At 39.3% G+C, this 15826-nt stretch carries 15 protein-coding genes; 5 read left to right on the top strand and 10 right to left on the bottom strand.

The annotated features are described in order from the left end of the window. Positions 1-4: 4 nt before the first annotated feature. The 3 genes from PSR9079_RS01625 (at position 5) to PSR9079_RS01615 (ending at position 3440) form a co-directional block, all read left to right on the top strand. Entirely contained in the window at positions 5-388 is a 384-nt protein-coding gene (locus PSR9079_RS01625; RefSeq protein WP_149980185.1) for a DUF3192 domain-containing protein, read from the top strand. Between the two features lie 10 nt (positions 389-398). Next, positions 399-2087 (top strand): hypothetical protein, encoded by a 1689-nt coding sequence (locus tag PSR9079_RS01620; protein WP_149980184.1) that lies wholly within the window; start codon positions 399-401, stop codon positions 2085-2087. Positions 2088-2432: 345 nt separating this feature from the next. Continuing rightward, positions 2433-3440, top strand: coding sequence for an isocitrate dehydrogenase (locus tag PSR9079_RS01615; RefSeq protein WP_149980183.1), 1008 nt, complete (start codon positions 2433-2435; stop codon positions 3438-3440). A 64-nt stretch (positions 3441-3504) separates the two neighbouring features. On the opposite strand, the gene PSR9079_RS01610 is transcribed toward PSR9079_RS01615, so the two are convergent. Next, complete coding sequence (locus PSR9079_RS01610; RefSeq protein WP_149980182.1) at positions 3505-6537, bottom strand: immune inhibitor A domain-containing protein; 3033 nt, start codon at positions 6535-6537, stop codon at positions 3505-3507. Positions 6538-7081: 544 nt separating this feature from the next. On the opposite strand from PSR9079_RS01610, the gene PSR9079_RS01605 reads away from it, so the two are divergent. Then, the gene (locus tag PSR9079_RS01605; protein ID WP_145235824.1) at positions 7082-8806 is read left to right on the top strand and encodes an acetolactate synthase 3 large subunit; all 1725 of its coding nucleotides are present in this window, start codon (positions 7082-7084) and stop codon (positions 8804-8806) included. Beyond that, on the top strand, positions 8806-9303 hold the full coding sequence (gene ilvN / locus PSR9079_RS01600) for an acetolactate synthase small subunit (RefSeq protein WP_149980181.1): 498 nt from the start codon (positions 8806-8808) through the stop codon (positions 9301-9303). Before PSR9079_RS01605 ends, ilvN begins: the two co-directional genes overlap by 1 nt. Before the next feature lie 69 nt (positions 9304-9372). Here ilvN and PSR9079_RS01595 read toward each other — a convergent pair whose 3' ends face one another. The 9 genes from PSR9079_RS01595 to PSR9079_RS01555 form a co-directional block, all read right to left on the bottom strand. After that, positions 9373-9648, bottom strand: a complete 276-nt coding sequence (locus PSR9079_RS01595) for an HU family DNA-binding protein (protein WP_145235830.1) — start codon at positions 9646-9648, stop codon at positions 9373-9375. A gap of 208 nt (positions 9649-9856) precedes the next feature. Continuing rightward, positions 9857-10390: a DUF3833 domain-containing protein gene (locus PSR9079_RS01590; protein WP_149980180.1), complete on the bottom strand. Its 534-nt coding sequence runs from the start codon at positions 10388-10390 to the stop codon at positions 9857-9859. A 1-nt stretch (position 10391) separates the two neighbouring features. After that, a complete protein-coding gene (locus PSR9079_RS01585) occupies positions 10392-10883 on the bottom strand; it encodes a chalcone isomerase family protein (protein WP_149980179.1) in 492 nt (163 codons plus the stop codon). A 44-nt stretch (positions 10884-10927) separates the two neighbouring features. Further along, positions 10928-11398 carry a DUF2878 domain-containing protein gene (locus PSR9079_RS01580; RefSeq protein ID WP_342799422.1) on the bottom strand — a complete coding sequence of 157 codons (471 nt, stop codon included), beginning with the start codon at positions 11396-11398 and terminating at the stop codon, positions 10928-10930. 19 nt (positions 11399-11417) lie between these two features. After that, positions 11418-12680, bottom strand: a complete 1263-nt coding sequence (locus PSR9079_RS01575; protein WP_149980177.1) for an SAM-dependent methyltransferase — start codon at positions 12678-12680, stop codon at positions 11418-11420. Positions 12681-12706: 26 nt separating this feature from the next. Further along, positions 12707-13441: a DUF1365 domain-containing protein gene (locus tag PSR9079_RS01570; RefSeq protein ID WP_149980176.1), complete on the bottom strand. Its 735-nt coding sequence runs from the start codon at positions 13439-13441 to the stop codon at positions 12707-12709. Beyond that, the gene (locus PSR9079_RS01565; RefSeq protein ID WP_149980175.1) at positions 13434-14690 is read right to left on the bottom strand and encodes an NAD(P)/FAD-dependent oxidoreductase; all 1257 of its coding nucleotides are present in this window, start codon (positions 14688-14690) and stop codon (positions 13434-13436) included. The genes PSR9079_RS01570 and PSR9079_RS01565 overlap by 8 nt, the downstream gene beginning before the upstream one ends. Next, positions 14687-15397, bottom strand: a complete 711-nt coding sequence (locus PSR9079_RS01560) for an SDR family NAD(P)-dependent oxidoreductase (protein WP_149980174.1) — start codon at positions 15395-15397, stop codon at positions 14687-14689. The genes PSR9079_RS01565 and PSR9079_RS01560 overlap by 4 nt, the downstream gene beginning before the upstream one ends. Beyond that, positions 15397-15825, bottom strand: coding sequence for a nuclear transport factor 2 family protein (locus PSR9079_RS01555; RefSeq protein WP_145235859.1), 429 nt, complete (start codon positions 15823-15825; stop codon positions 15397-15399). Before PSR9079_RS01555 ends, PSR9079_RS01560 begins: the two co-directional genes overlap by 1 nt. Position 15826 lies beyond the last annotated feature (1 nt).

The following is a 15826-nucleotide window of genomic DNA, read 5'->3' as shown; positions in this document are numbered from 1 at the left end:
CACAATGTTTAAGAAGGTTTTTCGCTATCTCATATTAGGTTTGGGTGTATACGCCTTGATCGCTACTTTGGTCATTACTTTTTATAAAGATGATCCACAGGCGATGATCTGGCAAGACCGAGAAGCGTTCAATAAACGTTATATCGCTAAATTAAGTGTCGAAACACCGACTAACTTAAACACAGTTTTAGAGTATTTAGGCAGTCCTGATCTAACATTCGCGAAACGTGATAAAGAGGAAGTATGGCAAATTATTTTTTACCGTACTCAACATATCAAATCAGATGGGATCACGACTATGGATGAGTGTACTGGTTTACTGTTTAAAAATGGCGAATTGATTTTGTGGGGCCCAAGTGCATTTGATGCATTTGAGCAACGCGGGTAATTAATTACTTATGGATGCACTCTCCGCACAAGATCTTGCCAGCCTATTTGAAAAAACTCACCAAATATTAAGGCGTTATCATAATAAAAGTCAGTGGCCACAAATTTATCCGCTGTTGACACAACTGGCTGAGCAATATTATAAACTCTATGATTCACATCCAAATGCATTACAAGCCCAGCTTACTCTATATGCAGAAACACAAGGTTATACAACCAACTTAGTGGTCAATCAATGTGTCATTGTCGCCGCATTTTGTCGCAGTTTAAGTTACGACAGTAAAATCAGCCAATTGCTTATTTGTGTGTGTTTAACTAACTATTTATGTGTGCAAACACAAACTAATAAGCTGGCCCTGCGCCAACCTCTTACCCAACAAGAAAAAAAGCAATGGCAGTCGCGTCATCAGCTAGCAGTAAAATTACTGCAATCAGCTAACGTTCCCACTGACCATATTGCGGGTATTTTAGCGCGCTTAAATAAGTATAAGCAGGCCTTGCTAAGCACGCCAAAAATCATGATCTATGATGGACCAACGACGTTAGTTGCGTTAGCAAATATTATTGCGATGAACATTACCTATCGTACCCAAAATGATCATATTGATATCTATAAGGCAGTGGCTGATATTTATATCCGTACTCCTAACCTGTTTGCCCAACAAGCATTAAAAGCATTAATCGGTCATTTTGGCCCTTACCTGCCAGGCTCTTTAGTTAATTATAGCGATCAGCAGCTCACTTATATTGGTAAAAACCACCAGCAACGGGATTTATTAATTGCATTGCATGAGCAGCAAAAAACCAAATGGTATAGCGTTAAGGCAAAGCTAGAATCACATTCAAAACAACGCCCAAGTAAAGACAAGCGATTATTGTTTAGCGTATGGTTCAATGAGCACATAGCCCCCCCTGTTGAAATTGTAAACTTTGAAAAACAACAATTACTGATGCTGATAAGCCAAGTTAAAATACAAAAAGAATACTCATACAGTGCCCTTGCTAAATTACTCAACAATCATCCAGCGACAATTGAGTTACTTCGTGAAGCAGTGAAGCCTTATAATAAAGAGCACCTAGCAGGCAAAGATTTACGCCATTGTTTATCAATGGTCGGCTTATACAATGCACCAGCGATCATTCAACGGGTGCTCTTTGAGCAATTAGTAAACTACCAAGCACATCCATTAATGCAACATATACAATTACGCTTACAGGCAATAATAAGTTTATTAAACCAGCTGGTAAGTCGTGATCAACACAACCAGTTCGAGCACCTCGCTTTGCCTATTTATGGTTACGTTAATTATTTGATTGAATACTGTAGCACCACAATTAGCCGTAAGACAGTGTATGAACACTCACCTAAAAGTGATGTAAGTATGCCCTTTGCGTGGCTATTTGGTGTCACGGTTCATGATAGTGGGCATTTATCGGCTTATTTACTTGAATTGCTTGGTGACAATCCATGGACACAAGCGCTCTTAGATGCAGAGCAGCAAAAAAAACAACACTTATCTGCAGAGGCACAATTATGGGTTGCAATAAAACTCGTCGTTATTAAGGTGTATCAACCCAACGTAATACAAAGTAGTTGGCAAACACACACTTTTGAGCAAGTGTTAAAACGCTTAGATTGGCAGTCCAGCGAGGATTTTTATGCACAGCTACCAAGCCTAGGTTTAAGCAATAGCGTATGAATATTTATTAGACATAGTGACTAATTTAGTGCGTTTTCGTGGGTTTTACTGGCAAAAAGTTGAATAAATTGCTATAAAAGCCGCTTGTATTTTCAAACTCATTCACGTAAATAATCTAACAAGTAATCGCTTAATACCAATCGTGTTAAGTTACTAGCCATTTATAGCAACAGATAAATAGAGTGATAACAAGGCATAAATTTCGACATGTAGTTGTTCTACTTGAGAAATTCATAACGCAGTTAGCGCTTTATTTAGCACGCTAGAATGGTTAAATATTTAAGTCGATTGGTATAATAATGCGTCACATTTACGTGCATTTCTAACTCGTAATAGGAAAAGTTCATGGCCAAACAAACCATCACAGTGATCAAAGGCGACGGCATCGGTCCGAGTATTATTGATTCAGCCCTTGAGATCTTAACAGCCGCAGGGTGCGATTTTGATTATGAATTCGTTGATGCAGGTCTTGCTGCCTTAGAAAAAACCGGTGAATTATTACCACAAGATACCATTGATACTATTGCGCGTAATAAAATTACTCTTAAAGGACCACTAACAACTCCTGTTGGTGAAGGTTTTACTTCAATCAATGTAACATTACGAAAGCAGTTTGGTTTATACGCCAATGTACGCCCAGTAAAGTCATTTGTTGGCACCAAAGCACGTTATGAAGACATTGATATCATCACGGTACGTGAAAATACGCAAGGTATGTATTCAGGTTTAGGCCAAGTGACATCAGAAGATGGCAACGAAGCACAAGCAATGTCTATGATCACCCGTGAAGGTGCTGAAAAAATCGTTACTTTTGCCTACGAACTAGCCGTGCGTGAAGGTCGTAAAAAAGTGACAGCGGTTCACAAAGCTAACATCTTAAAATCAACTTCAGGTTTATTCTTAAAAGTAGCTCGTGAAGTTGCTGAGCGTTATCCTGAAATTGAATCAACTGAAATGATTGTTGATGCAACCTGTATGAAACTGGTAATGAGCCCTGAAGAGTTTGACGTTATCGTTACTACAAACCTGTTTGGTGATATTTTATCTGATCTATGTGCTGGTCTAGTAGGCGGTTTAGGTATGGCACCTGGCGCTAACATCGGTGAAGATGCAGCAATCTTTGAAGCAGTTCATGGCAGCGCACCTGATATTGCTGGTAAAAACTTAGCAAATCCAACCTCTGTTATTTTGGCATCTATTCAAATGTTAGAGCATTTAGAAATGGGCGAAACTGCAGAGCGTATCCGCAATGCTGTAGCTGACGTAATTAAATCGGGTGATCGTACCACTCGCGATTTAGGTGGCAGTCACGGTACTACTGACTTCACTCAAGCTGTTATCGACCGTTTATAAACCAAACCTAGATTATTAGCATTATAATAAAAGCCAGTATTTACTGGCTTTTTTGTCACTTAGTTTATGATTGCCTCTTTGTTCGAAAACTGAGCGGTAGCAGTAACAATAACCAAAATATACTTCCGCCACTGGAGCCTGAACTGGCAACTTGTTTTTGCACTGTTACCATAAGCTTGCTAGACGGTAAGGTGTTTTTTATGCCTTTTGCAGAGGTATCAGTCACGATCAGTGTCACCGTATAACTTCCCGCTTGGCTATAAGTATGTGTAGGATTAGCACGTTGGCTTACAGCACTGCCATCTCCAAAATCCCAACTGTAAGTGTAATTATTAAACCCGCCTTTGGTATCACTGTTAAAATTAACCAGCAAATCTTTTGCACTGTAACTGGCCTGTGTTGTAAGTAATACATCTGCCGACACTTGGGTTGCAAAAGACTGCATAGCGCCATTTGCATCAGTTACAATAACGCTCAAGGTATAATCGCCACTGTATTCATAGCGGTAGTTAATGCTCTGCCCTTTCGCAGTTGAGCCATCACCTAATTGCCATGCATAGTCATAAGGTGCTTGACCACCTGATACAGTGACTTTTGCAGTAACATTGCCTTTCTCTATACTGGTATCCACACTGGAAATTGATAACGGCGCAGTAAGCACAAAAGTCATCGATTCTTGAAACTGCTGCCCTTGTTCATTAGTACGAGTAAAACCCACAGTGTAACTACCGTAATCGGCAAATTTATGATTTGGATTCAATTCATCACTACTTTGTCCATCACCAAACTGCCAGTTAAAACTATCGGTTGGGGTCAACGCCATTCCTTTAATTTCAAAACTCGCTTCGAGATCATTAGTAATTACATTGATCCCAGACTGTGGTGTATAGCCCAAATTCAATTCAATTGAGCTATTATTAATCGCTTGTTCAACAATAGAAAAATTAAAACCAAACGTTGAAACTTTTACACCAGAGGCCGGTTGCGTGGCAAAACTGTAATCATTATTATCATTAAACTCAGTGATTGCTGTTAACTGCGTATCGCCTAAACCTTGGCGCTGATCATAAAGACTAAAAGCAGCATCTCTTAACTGAATCGTAGTACTGGCAGGTGCGCTGCTATTACCTTTTGCAATGGCATTTTGATCGGCATCAACAACCAATATAAACCCTTCACCAATATGCTCAGGAGTATTATTATCTGTATACTGTTCATTAGCAGACCAAAGTAATAAACCCGGTGAATACTGCTCAACTTGTAAACCACTATCTATTCCTAAATAACTACGTAACTGTAAATAGTAATTGTGTGGTTTTGCATAGATGTGATCCCCCACTCGGCTAAAGCCATCAAGTTGTGCTTGTGTTGACTGCTCTGCATTATCTTGCCAAACGAAAGTATCACCTTGGCTAATGGTCATATCATCAACCACTAGACCAAAATAATGAGTATAAGTGTCCGTTTTATAGTTAAAACTAAGTGTGATTGTTTGACCAGCATAAGCTGATAAGTCAAAACGATGCCGTAAATAATTATTCGGCTGCTGAGCGTCATTTACTGAACTTGAAGACCCTGTTATATATGGACCAATGTCTCCATAAAATGGATTGACTGCTTGAGTATATTGCGAAGCAATAGGCTGTGCGTTTACTAATACTTGAGCATAATCATAATCCGTTTCAATGCTGTAATAGGCACTTAAATCAAGATAAGTAGGCTGCGTACTTGCAGGTATATTAACTGTATATGTCATACTTTGTGAAACATTATCACCACTGCCAGAGTAGTATTGCAAGTGCCCTTCTACTGCTTGATAAAACGGTTGTAAGTTGGTTGGTAGGGTGATTTTTAACTGGTTTAATTCAGTTGATACCCCACTACTATGGCGAAGTATTTGCTGTTGATTGGTATCGATTTCGTCTAACGATATCGTCGTTTGATTAAGCCAGTTTCCTTGATAACGGTTTTGTAAGTACTCGAGTGCATAAGGACTGAACATCACCGGCTGTGAGCCACGAGGTGAGCCTGCCCAACTACCACCAGACATCACAGACCAAAGCGCAACTGGCTCCCCCAGCGCACTGCCGGTTAAATCATATTCATCAGGCAAACCTAAGTCGTGACCAAACTCATGTACCACCACGCCAATACCAGCATCGATAGGATTTATAGTATAACCAAATAAACGAATACTACTGCCATCAACCGCACTTGGCTGATTGTTTTGGTCGTACACATAAAAACGATGTGACCAAATTGCATCAGTACCCAGTACGCCACCACCGGCTTCCTCACCTATACTCGAGTGGAAAATCATAACATGGTCAATAATCCCATCAGGTTCATTGGTGATCCCATCACCATCACGATCATCCAAATCTGTTAAATCATAATCGGCTAAATTAATATTAAATTTGGCTACGGCTTTTTCTACCGCTTCATGCACTAAACTAGGGGCATCAATATCATTATTACCCCCTTGGCGAGCCCCATAACTTTTCGCATCTTTATCGGCTGTTACCCAGCCATAAACTTGACCCGTAAATGCTAAGCTTTCCCCTGAGGCTTGCTGATAGTATTGATACGCTGTTTGCAACGGTTGCTGCTGTGGACCTGAGTAACCATCAGTAGCGAACAACATTTGTTGGTAATGCTGCTGACTATAGCTTGAGTAGTACATATCGCTATCAACTGCGGCTAAGCCATTATCATCATGAGGTAAGTCAGGAAAATCAACCAATATAGCCAACACTTTTACGGTATTGTGCGTCGAGTTAGGTAACTGCGAAGACACACTCGCTAAGCGCTGAGCCATTTTTCGTTGTTGGGTTAAAACTTGAGGGTTAAGCTGCCGACGTGAATGCATCGATTCACCACGGCCAATATAATCAGACAATAATTTGTCATGCGCTATTTTATCGTCAAGCTGCCCGCGTTTATCTAACCAATATAAAATTCGCTCTTTGTTAACGACCCCAATATCAGTTGGGCTACTATTTTGTGGTTTTGCCACACTCTGTTGACTTAACAATGCCAAAGTCAGGCCACATAACAATTGTGAGTATTTCACAGGATCACCTATCAACAACTCCATAACGATAATAATAGCGAATAATTTATATACTTACATTACATTTATAGATATACAGTGAATATTCCCACGCTTCACAAAAAGCATAATTTCTTTGCTTTTAACGGTTAAAAATGCAATTTAAAGCAACTTTTAAATATAAAAACAATTAATTTGGAATTTTAATGCAACATTGCCGTTTTGACTGTTGACATTAGCTGGCAAAACCTTTAAAAATAAGACTATTAAATTTGTAGACTAAATGAGTTATTCGGCTATCTCAGCGCAATAACTCATTTGAACTTATATAACAAATACCGAGAAGAAAAATAACGTTATGAAATATCAATTTCACCTAGTCACTGTACTCGTACTGGTCTTAGTTTTAAGCCCAGCGGGGATGTATTAGAAGGTGAGATAGCTTTTTAAAAACCCCCGCCCTAAGCGGGGGTTTTTTTATGCATTTAAATTATACGGTAATTGCACAGAATAAATGGGGAGTGCGTGCAATAGCACATTATTACTCATGATAATAATCAATCGGTAACAGGCACACAGAGGAATGAGGATGAGTACACAACAATATAATGGCTCCGAACTAGTTGTTCAGGCATTAAAGGCATTGAAGGTAAAATATATATTTGGCTACCCCGGTGGCTCAGTATTAGATCTTTATGACGCATTATTTCAGCAAGATGATGTAGAGCATATTTTAGTTCGTCATGAGCAAGCTGCAACCCATATGGCTGATGGTTATGCACGTGCCACAGGTGAAGTGGGCGTAGTATTAGCAACATCAGGTCCAGGTGCGACAAACTGTATCACGGGGATCGCTACAGCCTATATGGATTCTATTCCTATGGTAGTGCTATCCGGTCAAGTGCCGACTAACTTAATTGGTGATGATGCATTTCAAGAAACCGATATTGTTGGTTGCTCTCGGCCAATCGTAAAACACAGTTTTAACTGTCGTAGCGCAAAAGATATCCCTAAAATTTTGGCTAAAGCATTTTATATTGCAAGTACTGGACGCCCAGGTCCTGTGGTCGTAGAACTACCAAAAGATATGTTAAACCCTGCACTTAAATTTGACTTTGAGTTTCCAGCAACCACAGAGCTGAGAACCTATAGTCCAAATACCAAAGGCCACCCAAAGCAAATTCGCAAAGCCGTTGCCGCTATTTTAGAAGCTAAAAAACTGGTCATTTACTCTGGTGGCGGGATTATTATCTCTAACACTTCAGAGCAACTGACTCATTTGGTTGAATCACTCAATGCACCAATCACTAATACCTTAATGGGATTGGGCGGTATTTCCGGGGTTCACCCTAATTTCGTTGGTATGCTAGGTATGCACGGGAGCCTTGAAGCAAATAAGGCGATGGCAAATGCCGATGTGATCTTAGCTCTAGGCGCCAGATTTGATGACAGGGTAACCAATAACGTGAAGAAATTTTGTCCCAATGCGACGATTGTTCATGTTGATGTTGATCCGACCTCTATTTCAAAAACGATCAAAGCCCACATTCCAGTCGTCGGTTGTTTATCAACCGTACTTGAGCAATTACAGACAGCCATAGATAAAAGTCCAATCAAAATTGATCGTAGTGCTCAAGAAGATTGGTGGCGTCAGATCATTAGCTGGCGTGAACAAAAATGTTTAAGCTACAGCACCGCGGGCGATAAAATAAAGCCTCAGGCCGTCATTGAAGCAATTTATAAAGCTACCAATGGTGATGCCTATATAAGCTCTGATGTAGGTCAGCATCAGATGTTTGCGGCGCAGTACTACCCGTTTAAAAACCCGCGCCAATGGATCAACTCAGGGGGTCTTGGCACTATGGGCTTTGGTCTGCCAGCGGCAATGGGAGTAAAACTTGCGTTCCCGGATAAAGAGTCAGTGTGTGTCACCGGTGATGGTTCGATTCAAATGAACATTCAAGAACTTTCGACATGTTTACAATATAACTTGGCTGTAAAAGTGGTGTCACTGAATAACCGCTCTCTGGGTATGGTGCGTCAATGGCAAGATATGGTCTATGGCGGTCGTCACTCATCGTCGTATATGGAATCGTTACCTGATTTCGTCAAACTTGCTGAAAGTTATGGCCATGTCGGTATTCGCGTTAATACTCTTGATGAACTACAGCCGGCAATCGATAAAGCCATGTCGATCACTGACCGTTTAGTGTTTTTAGATATTCTTGTTGATGAAAATGAACATGTATACCCAATGCAAATTAAGCTTGGAGCAGTTGATGAAATGTGGTTACGTAAAGGAGTGAAAGCATAATGCGTCGTATATTATCTATTTTACTTGAGAATGAACCAGGCTCATTGTCGCGTATTGTTGGCCTATTCTCACAACGAGCTTATAACATCGATAGTTTAACCGTTGGCACAACAGACGATCATTCTTTATCACGCATTACTATCACTACCATGGGTGATGACCGTGTGGTTGAGCAAATCACTAAACAGGTTAATAAATTAGTTGATGTATTAAAAATTATTGATCTAACTGAAATGGCGCATATTGAACGTGAGCTGCTATTAGTAAAAGTATTCGCTCAAGATGAAGCTAAAAGAGCGGCAGTAACGCGAGTGGTCGATGTATTCCAAGGTGCTATTTTAGACATGGGTCGCAACAGCTACACATTGCAGCTTGTTAGTAGCACAGATAAAATTGAATCGTTTTTAGATACCTTACGTCATGAGACAGACATAATTGAAGTTGTACGCTCTGGTGCGGTAGGTATTGGCCGCGGTGATAAAGCACTAAAAGCTTAAACCTTAGATTAATGAGCAGATACAAAAAAAGGGCTAATTAGCCCTTTTTTATTTAACCAATCTAATTGATTAAGGATTAACTTGATCTTTAAGACCTTTACCTGCTTTAAAGCTTGGGATAGTTGCCGCTGAAATTTGGATTTCGGCACCAGTTTGTGGGTTACGGCCAGTACGTGCAGCACGCTCTTTTACAGAGAAAGTACCAAAACCAACTAGTGCAACTGAATTACCTTCTTTTAAAGAAGAAGTAACAGCACCAGTGAATGCGTCAAGTGCGCGTGTAGCTGCTGCTTTAGAGATTTCTGCATCAGTAGCGATTTTTTCAACTAATTGAGCTTTATTCATTTGTTAAATTCCTATTCGTTATTATTTTGCCTTCGCAAAACCTATCTTTATGCATTTTTTAAGTATTGGCAACAGCAAAATGCTTTTTTCGCGTAAATTCTTAAAAAATGAGTAAATTTTAAATAATTGCCGAAATAAATATTGATTTAAAGATTAACCAACAATGAATTTAAGCAGTATTTAATAAATCAATATGACAATTTGTTTATCATTCAACTTTTTCGATAACTAAGGTCACTTCCCCAACCTCAATGCCAAACTTATCAATAGCTGTACGGTTAATCAAGCGCGATTGTGTTACCAGATACATCCAATCATCTAAATTAACTTCAATGGTGTCATCTCCATAGGGTAATTTAAGGGTATATTGCCAATGAAATACACTGCCATTACTTTTTCCTTTCGCGATACCTATCACATCACCTGCAGTGCCAGTTAAAGTATTGTCAGCATTGAGTGTTATTTTCCACACTCGGCGTTGGGTTTCACCATCGTCGTAAACGAAATCTTCCTCTATAACGCCGTTATTGCCATCCCAACTAGCATTCATATCAACGACCATCTTACGGGTTACTTCACCTTTAAAGTCTTGGACAACGCCATAGGCTTTCAATTTGCCATTAAAAAATTGTTTAAAATTAAATTCTGGCTGACTTCCTTGGTAATACTCAACATCTGGCGCAGCACAGCTACTTAATAAAAATGTGCAACTAAGTAAAAATAATATAGTAATTCGCTTCATGTTATTGCCCTATTAGTTGTTTTCGCATTTGTGGCTCAGAGGTATTAGCATCAAGCCAAATAGCTAAAAAGTCATCTGCAAAACCACTTTGCTCTATAGCCCCTAGCTTTTTATCATTAAAATAAAATGTACCAATACCATTTTCATCAGTAATGAACGATAGCGATTCACCTTTTTTGATATCCGGCCAAAGCGCAGCTAACTGTGCATCGTATTTTTTAATGATCTCTTTTTTGCCCAAATGCTGCCATTGTTCGTTCGTCGCTTTGATTATGTCCTTGGCAGCAAAATCGCGTAAATAGGTCAATGTCAGTTTAGTGGGGTGATTGCCAAACTGATAGATCCCCGATGGGGTTGCTAACTGCGCCTGATAAACATCCCAAAATAGATACTCAAAACGAGCCTCACCGACCACTTTAAAATCAGCAGCAAAGCTTCGGCTGCATACCAATACACTTAAAATAATTAGCCCTTTAGTTAATCTTGCTATCATTACCGGACTCCAAATTTCTAAGTTAAATAGTTACACCTGTATGTTCATTTATGTTCAGAAACTAACAGGTACTTTTTGCTGTATGTATTTATAATCCTGATAAAATTGAACATAAACGACCAAGCTAAACCATATATAAGCCAAAATTGCCAAACTACAGAATGAACCTCTAACGCCCCAAAGCGTGCACCAGCAATATAACTTGCGGGGGCAAAAACCGCACAGAGCAACAGCGCTAAATACCAAGGCGTGCGATGCAAAAATTGCATTGATGTATTGATGGTTAACAGTAAAGCACACCAAAGTAATACAAACCACAATGGAAAGGGCGATATACTAAAAGATAAAAAGCCAACCTCAACCATCAAATATTCAAAGCTTAACGAGATCATTAAGCCATAGCACAGTAACAGCATATCTTGTTGCTTTTGTTGCGACAGACATAACATCACTATGATGATTAATAAAATCGGTATGATAGCGCGCTGCTCAAGGAATAATGCTAAAAACCACACTCCTTGAAACAGCAAAAAATTAATAACTGAGCGCAATGTCATCACTTGAATGGTTAAAACGCGGTTTACGGGCAACTAAATGCACTGTACTGGTTACTCGCGCCCTAAATGCGCCTTCACAGTAAGCTAAGTAAAATAACCATAATCGATAAAAGCGCTGGTCAAACTTAACTTTGTCGATTTCTGGCCAGCTTGCGATAAACCGTGTGCGCCAATCAGCTAAGGTTCTTGCATAATGAACGCCGATATCGTTAATGCTGTGTACCACCATGTCTGATTGACTTTTTATTTGCTTATTCATTTCATCAATACACGGTAAACAACCACCAGGGAAGATATACTGCTGAATAAAATCAGAATTTTTCAGGTAATGTTGATAGCGTTGATCAGCAATTGTAATTGCTTGGATCAGCATTGCACCACTGTCTTTGAGTAAGTCATTACATTTTTTGAAAAAGCTGGGTAGGTATTCATGACCAACCGCTTCTATCATTTCTATTGACACTAGCTTATCGTAACAGCCTTCGAGTAAACGATAATCTTGTTTCAATAAGGTTATCTTATCTTCAAGCCCCAACTGGGTAATTTTTTCTGCCACAAACGCATGTTGCTCATCAGAAATAGTTGTAGTAGTAACGTGGCAGTCATAATGTGTTGCAGCATGAATGGCAAACGCTCCCCACCCTGTGCCAATTTCAATAACCGTTTCACCGGGTTGTAAATCTACTTGTTGGCAGATTAAATCAAGCTTATGGCTTTGTGCTTGTTCAAGAGAAGCATCTTTTGATGGGTATACAGCGCTTGAGTAAAGCATTTCAGTGCTTAAAAATGATGAATACAACTCATTGCCTAAATCGTAATGAGCAACAATATTTTTCTTTGAACCTTGCTCAGAATTCTTGTTTTTACGGTGGTTTATTCGATTATAAAGATTACTAATAAACGCAAACTTACGTTCAAATTGGTCCAGTTGAGCCTGATTAATGGCAAAAATTTCAATCAACTGAGTTAAGTTAGTACATTCCCACTGGCCTAAAATATAAGCTTCGCCAGCTCCGACACTGCCAGAGAGCGCAAATGCTTTATACATTGCCGGATTATTGACAACTACTTTAGCCTGTAAGTGACTTTGAGGATCACCAAAGTGTTGAACGTCGTTACCATCAACTAGGGTAATTGCGCCTACTTCAATGCTATCAAACGCACCAATAACTAACTTTTTATACAGCTTACTTAACAAGCTACTTGATGCGTTATCAGCTAAACTGGATACTTTTTCCATCTCATGACCTTCATTATTTTAGCTTATCAATTCTTGCCTGAGTGACCTAAAAAAGGCACTCGCTTACAAAATAGTTTAAACGCCTGTACGTAAATTCCTTTCATCACAGTGATGGTCATGGCAGGAAAACGTTTCAGTAACGCAGTAACCGCAGCACGACTGAGTGACTGGCGTTGTAAACGCAAACTGGCAGTAAATAATAGCGTATTATCTTTTTTATTTTCTATATGGATCATAGTATTGTGCTTTGTTAAACGCACTTTCCAGTGGTAATCCATATCTAAACTCATAAATGGTGATACGGAGAAAGCCTTTTTAAAGTTCACTTTCTTGTGTAAATCAACCAAGTAATAGTGTCGCTCGTTCCAGGGGGTATTACTCACTTCAGCAACCATATAGGGAAAATCGCCATCAGCCGTTTCATAGAAGAAAAAGTTAACTGGGCTAAAATACACCCCAAAACAGCGCAGCTGTCCGAGCATATAAACATTACTAAACGGAGCAGTAATCCCCAGCTCGACAATTTTATCAATTGCTCGTTGTTTGATTGGTTGTTGAGTATCTAAATCACGATTAAGATAATCGGATTGTTTAAATTTAAGTGCTTTAAAGCCTGTTGTTCCAAGCCAAGGGTGAACACCATCAAGTTGCTGAGGAGCATTAAGATCAACCCACATCATGTACAACTGATAATTAAAGCTATGCGCTTTAATTGCTAATCGGTGATGACGAACATCACCGATTAAAAGTGCACTATTCAAATTCAACCCCAAGTTTGCGAGCAACATCTACAGCGCTTTTCACGCCGTCTTCGTGAAATCCGTTATACCAATAAGCGCCACAAAAATAACTGTTGTTGGCTCCATCAATAAGCTGTTTCTGTTGCTGAGCAGCAATAGACGTTTTATTGAATACTGGATGATGATACGTAAATTCTCGGAGTATTTTAGTTTTATCAATTCCCTCGCGGTGATTAAGCGTGACACAAAATTGCGTTTTACTTGTGATGCCTTGCAAAATATTCATTTGATAAGTTACAACAGCAGCTTTATCAAGATTATCGGTAAGTAGATAATTCCAACTGGCCCATGCGGCTTTACGTTTTGGCAGCAAAGCAGTGTCAGTATGCAAAATCACTGAATTTTCAGTGTAGGGAATGGCTGATAAAATTGCTTTTTCATCTGTGCTTGGGTTTTCAAGTAAAGCGAGAGCTTGATCAGAATGACAAGCAAAAATAACTTTATCAAATTGCTCAACGGTACCATTTTTCAATCGGATCAACACCTGCTCCGGGGTGCGAAAAATAGACTGTATATCCGTGTTCAATTTTATTTTATCTTTAAAGCCACTGATCAATGGATTGATATATTCCCTTGAACCACCGGGAATAACATACCACTGCGGACGATTAGTAATATCTAATAAGCCATGATTGAAAAAGAATTTTACAAAAAACTCAACGCCAACATTACTCATTTCTTTAATACTTGTTGACCAGATAGCCGCGCCCATCGGCAAAATATAATGGTAACGAAAAAAATCATTAAAACCGTGTTGGTCGAGCAACTGACCTAGCATCTGCTCACTTTGGTAATCGTTGTCATGATATAGTTTTTTACACAAGGTGTTAAAACGCACAATATCACTAAGTAACTTCCAAAAACGCGGACGAAATATATTGCGCTTTTGAGCAAACAAACTGGCAAAGGTGTGGCCATTATATTCAAAACCAGTTTGCTGATTATGCACACTAAAACTCATTTCTGTCGGTTGTCGTTCAACGCCGATGCGCTTTAACAGCTTTTCAAAATAAGGGTAAGTGCGATCATTAAAAACAATAAAGCCAGTATCAATAGCACGCTTAACACCATCAACCTGTATATCTATCGTTGCGGTGTGCCCACCAATGTAGTTATTTTTTTCAAATACCGTAATCTCATACTTTTTGTGCAACAAATGCGCGCAGCTTAACCCTGCAATTCCAGAACCTATAATTGCTATTTTTTTCAACGACTTAATCCTTTTGCAAGCATGAGCCAAATTGGCAGCGGCAACATGCGTAAACATTTTAAAATAAGGGTGAAACGATAAGGAAAATGCACCTCTTTGCGGCGCTTAGCGACCCCTTTGATAATATAATTTGCCGCTTTTTCTGCAGTAACTGCCATTGGCATTGGAAAATCGTTTTTTTGAGTCAACGGTGTTTTAACAAAGCCTGGGTGCACTAAGGTTACGTCAATATCATCTAAATCAATGGCTAAACTTTTTGCTAAATAACTGACCCCAGCTTTTGATGCGCCATATGCCTCAGAGCGCGGTAACGGTAAATAAGTTACGCTTGAACTGACAATCACCAACTGACCACCTGGCTTTATCTTCGGTAATAAAGCCTCAAGACAATAACCCATCGAAAGCAAATTAGTAGTAACAACGCGGGTAAACAATGCACTGTCAAAATTACGCGCATCATCTATATACTCGCAATTGCCAGCATTAAGAATAACGCGATCAAATTGCGTATAAGCAACAGTGCTACTTCGTATTGCTTGTAAATCAGTAGCGTCAAACTGACAACTTTCAATATTCGTTAGTTGCGCAAGTTCGTTTAGTTTTTCTTGGTTACGCCCACAAGCGATCACTGTATCCCCGGCTTGCGCATACAGTTTCGCAAGTTGTTCACCAATACCTGATGTTGCACCTGTTATAAGCGTGATCATTATTCCGCTGCCTTATTATCTATGTATTTAATAATTGAACCGAGAATAGGGATATGTCGATAAAGTAATGCACCAGCATCAAAGTAGTCTTTATGAAGGCTGATTTTGTCACCAGTAAATGTTAACTTGCTATGGCCTGCTACGGCTATTTGCTGGCCATTACTAAGCTTTGGATGGCGATAATACATAGTCCAGTAAACAAAAGCATTATCGCCTACACTAACAGCATCACTGATATCAAACGTGCATTCAATAACATTGCTATAAAGTTTAGCAAAATATTGATGTAAGTCAGCTAAACCATCGACTTCATGCAATGGATCAGAAAAGTGAATGTCTGCAGCATAAATATCACTCAGTAAATGTAGATTTTCTTTACTTAGCTTTTGGTATATCGCGATAAATTTATCTGTTCTGTGGTTGCTCATA

It is taken from the genome of Pseudoalteromonas rhizosphaerae, assembly GCF_902498845.1.
Lineage (GTDB): Bacteria > Pseudomonadota > Gammaproteobacteria > Enterobacterales > Alteromonadaceae > Pseudoalteromonas > Pseudoalteromonas rhizosphaerae.
Note: the sequence above shows the minus strand (reverse complement) of the source record. Positions and strands in the feature narration are given on the sequence as shown.

Coding starts and splice junctions, on each gene's coding strand:
- PSR9079_RS01575 (WP_149980177.1), bottom strand. CDS start 12,680: ATGGAAAAAGTATCCAGTTTAGCTGATAACGCATCAAGTAGCTTGTTA.
- ilvN (WP_149980181.1), top strand. CDS start 8,806: ATGCGTCGTATATTATCTATTTTACTTGAGAATGAACCAGGCTCATTG.
- PSR9079_RS01590 (WP_149980180.1), bottom strand. CDS start 10,390: ATGAAGCGAATTACTATATTATTTTTACTTAGTTGCACATTTTTATTA.
- PSR9079_RS01605 (WP_145235824.1), top strand. CDS start 7,082: ATGAGTACACAACAATATAATGGCTCCGAACTAGTTGTTCAGGCATTA.
- PSR9079_RS01560 (WP_149980174.1), bottom strand. CDS start 15,397: ATGATCACGCTTATAACAGGTGCAACATCAGGTATTGGTGAACAACTT.
- PSR9079_RS01620 (WP_149980184.1), top strand. CDS start 399: ATGGATGCACTCTCCGCACAAGATCTTGCCAGCCTATTTGAAAAAACT.
- PSR9079_RS01585 (WP_149980179.1), bottom strand. CDS start 10,883: ATGATAGCAAGATTAACTAAAGGGCTAATTATTTTAAGTGTATTGGTA.
- PSR9079_RS01610 (WP_149980182.1), bottom strand. CDS start 6,537: ATGGAGTTGTTGATAGGTGATCCTGTGAAATACTCACAATTGTTATGT.
- PSR9079_RS01595 (WP_145235830.1), bottom strand. CDS start 9,648: ATGAATAAAGCTCAATTAGTTGAAAAAATCGCTACTGATGCAGAAATC.
- PSR9079_RS01615 (WP_149980183.1), top strand. CDS start 2,433: ATGGCCAAACAAACCATCACAGTGATCAAAGGCGACGGCATCGGTCCG.
- PSR9079_RS01625 (WP_149980185.1), top strand. CDS start 5: ATGTTTAAGAAGGTTTTTCGCTATCTCATATTAGGTTTGGGTGTATAC.
- PSR9079_RS01555 (WP_145235859.1), bottom strand. CDS start 15,825: ATGAGCAACCACAGAACAGATAAATTTATCGCGATATACCAAAAGCTA.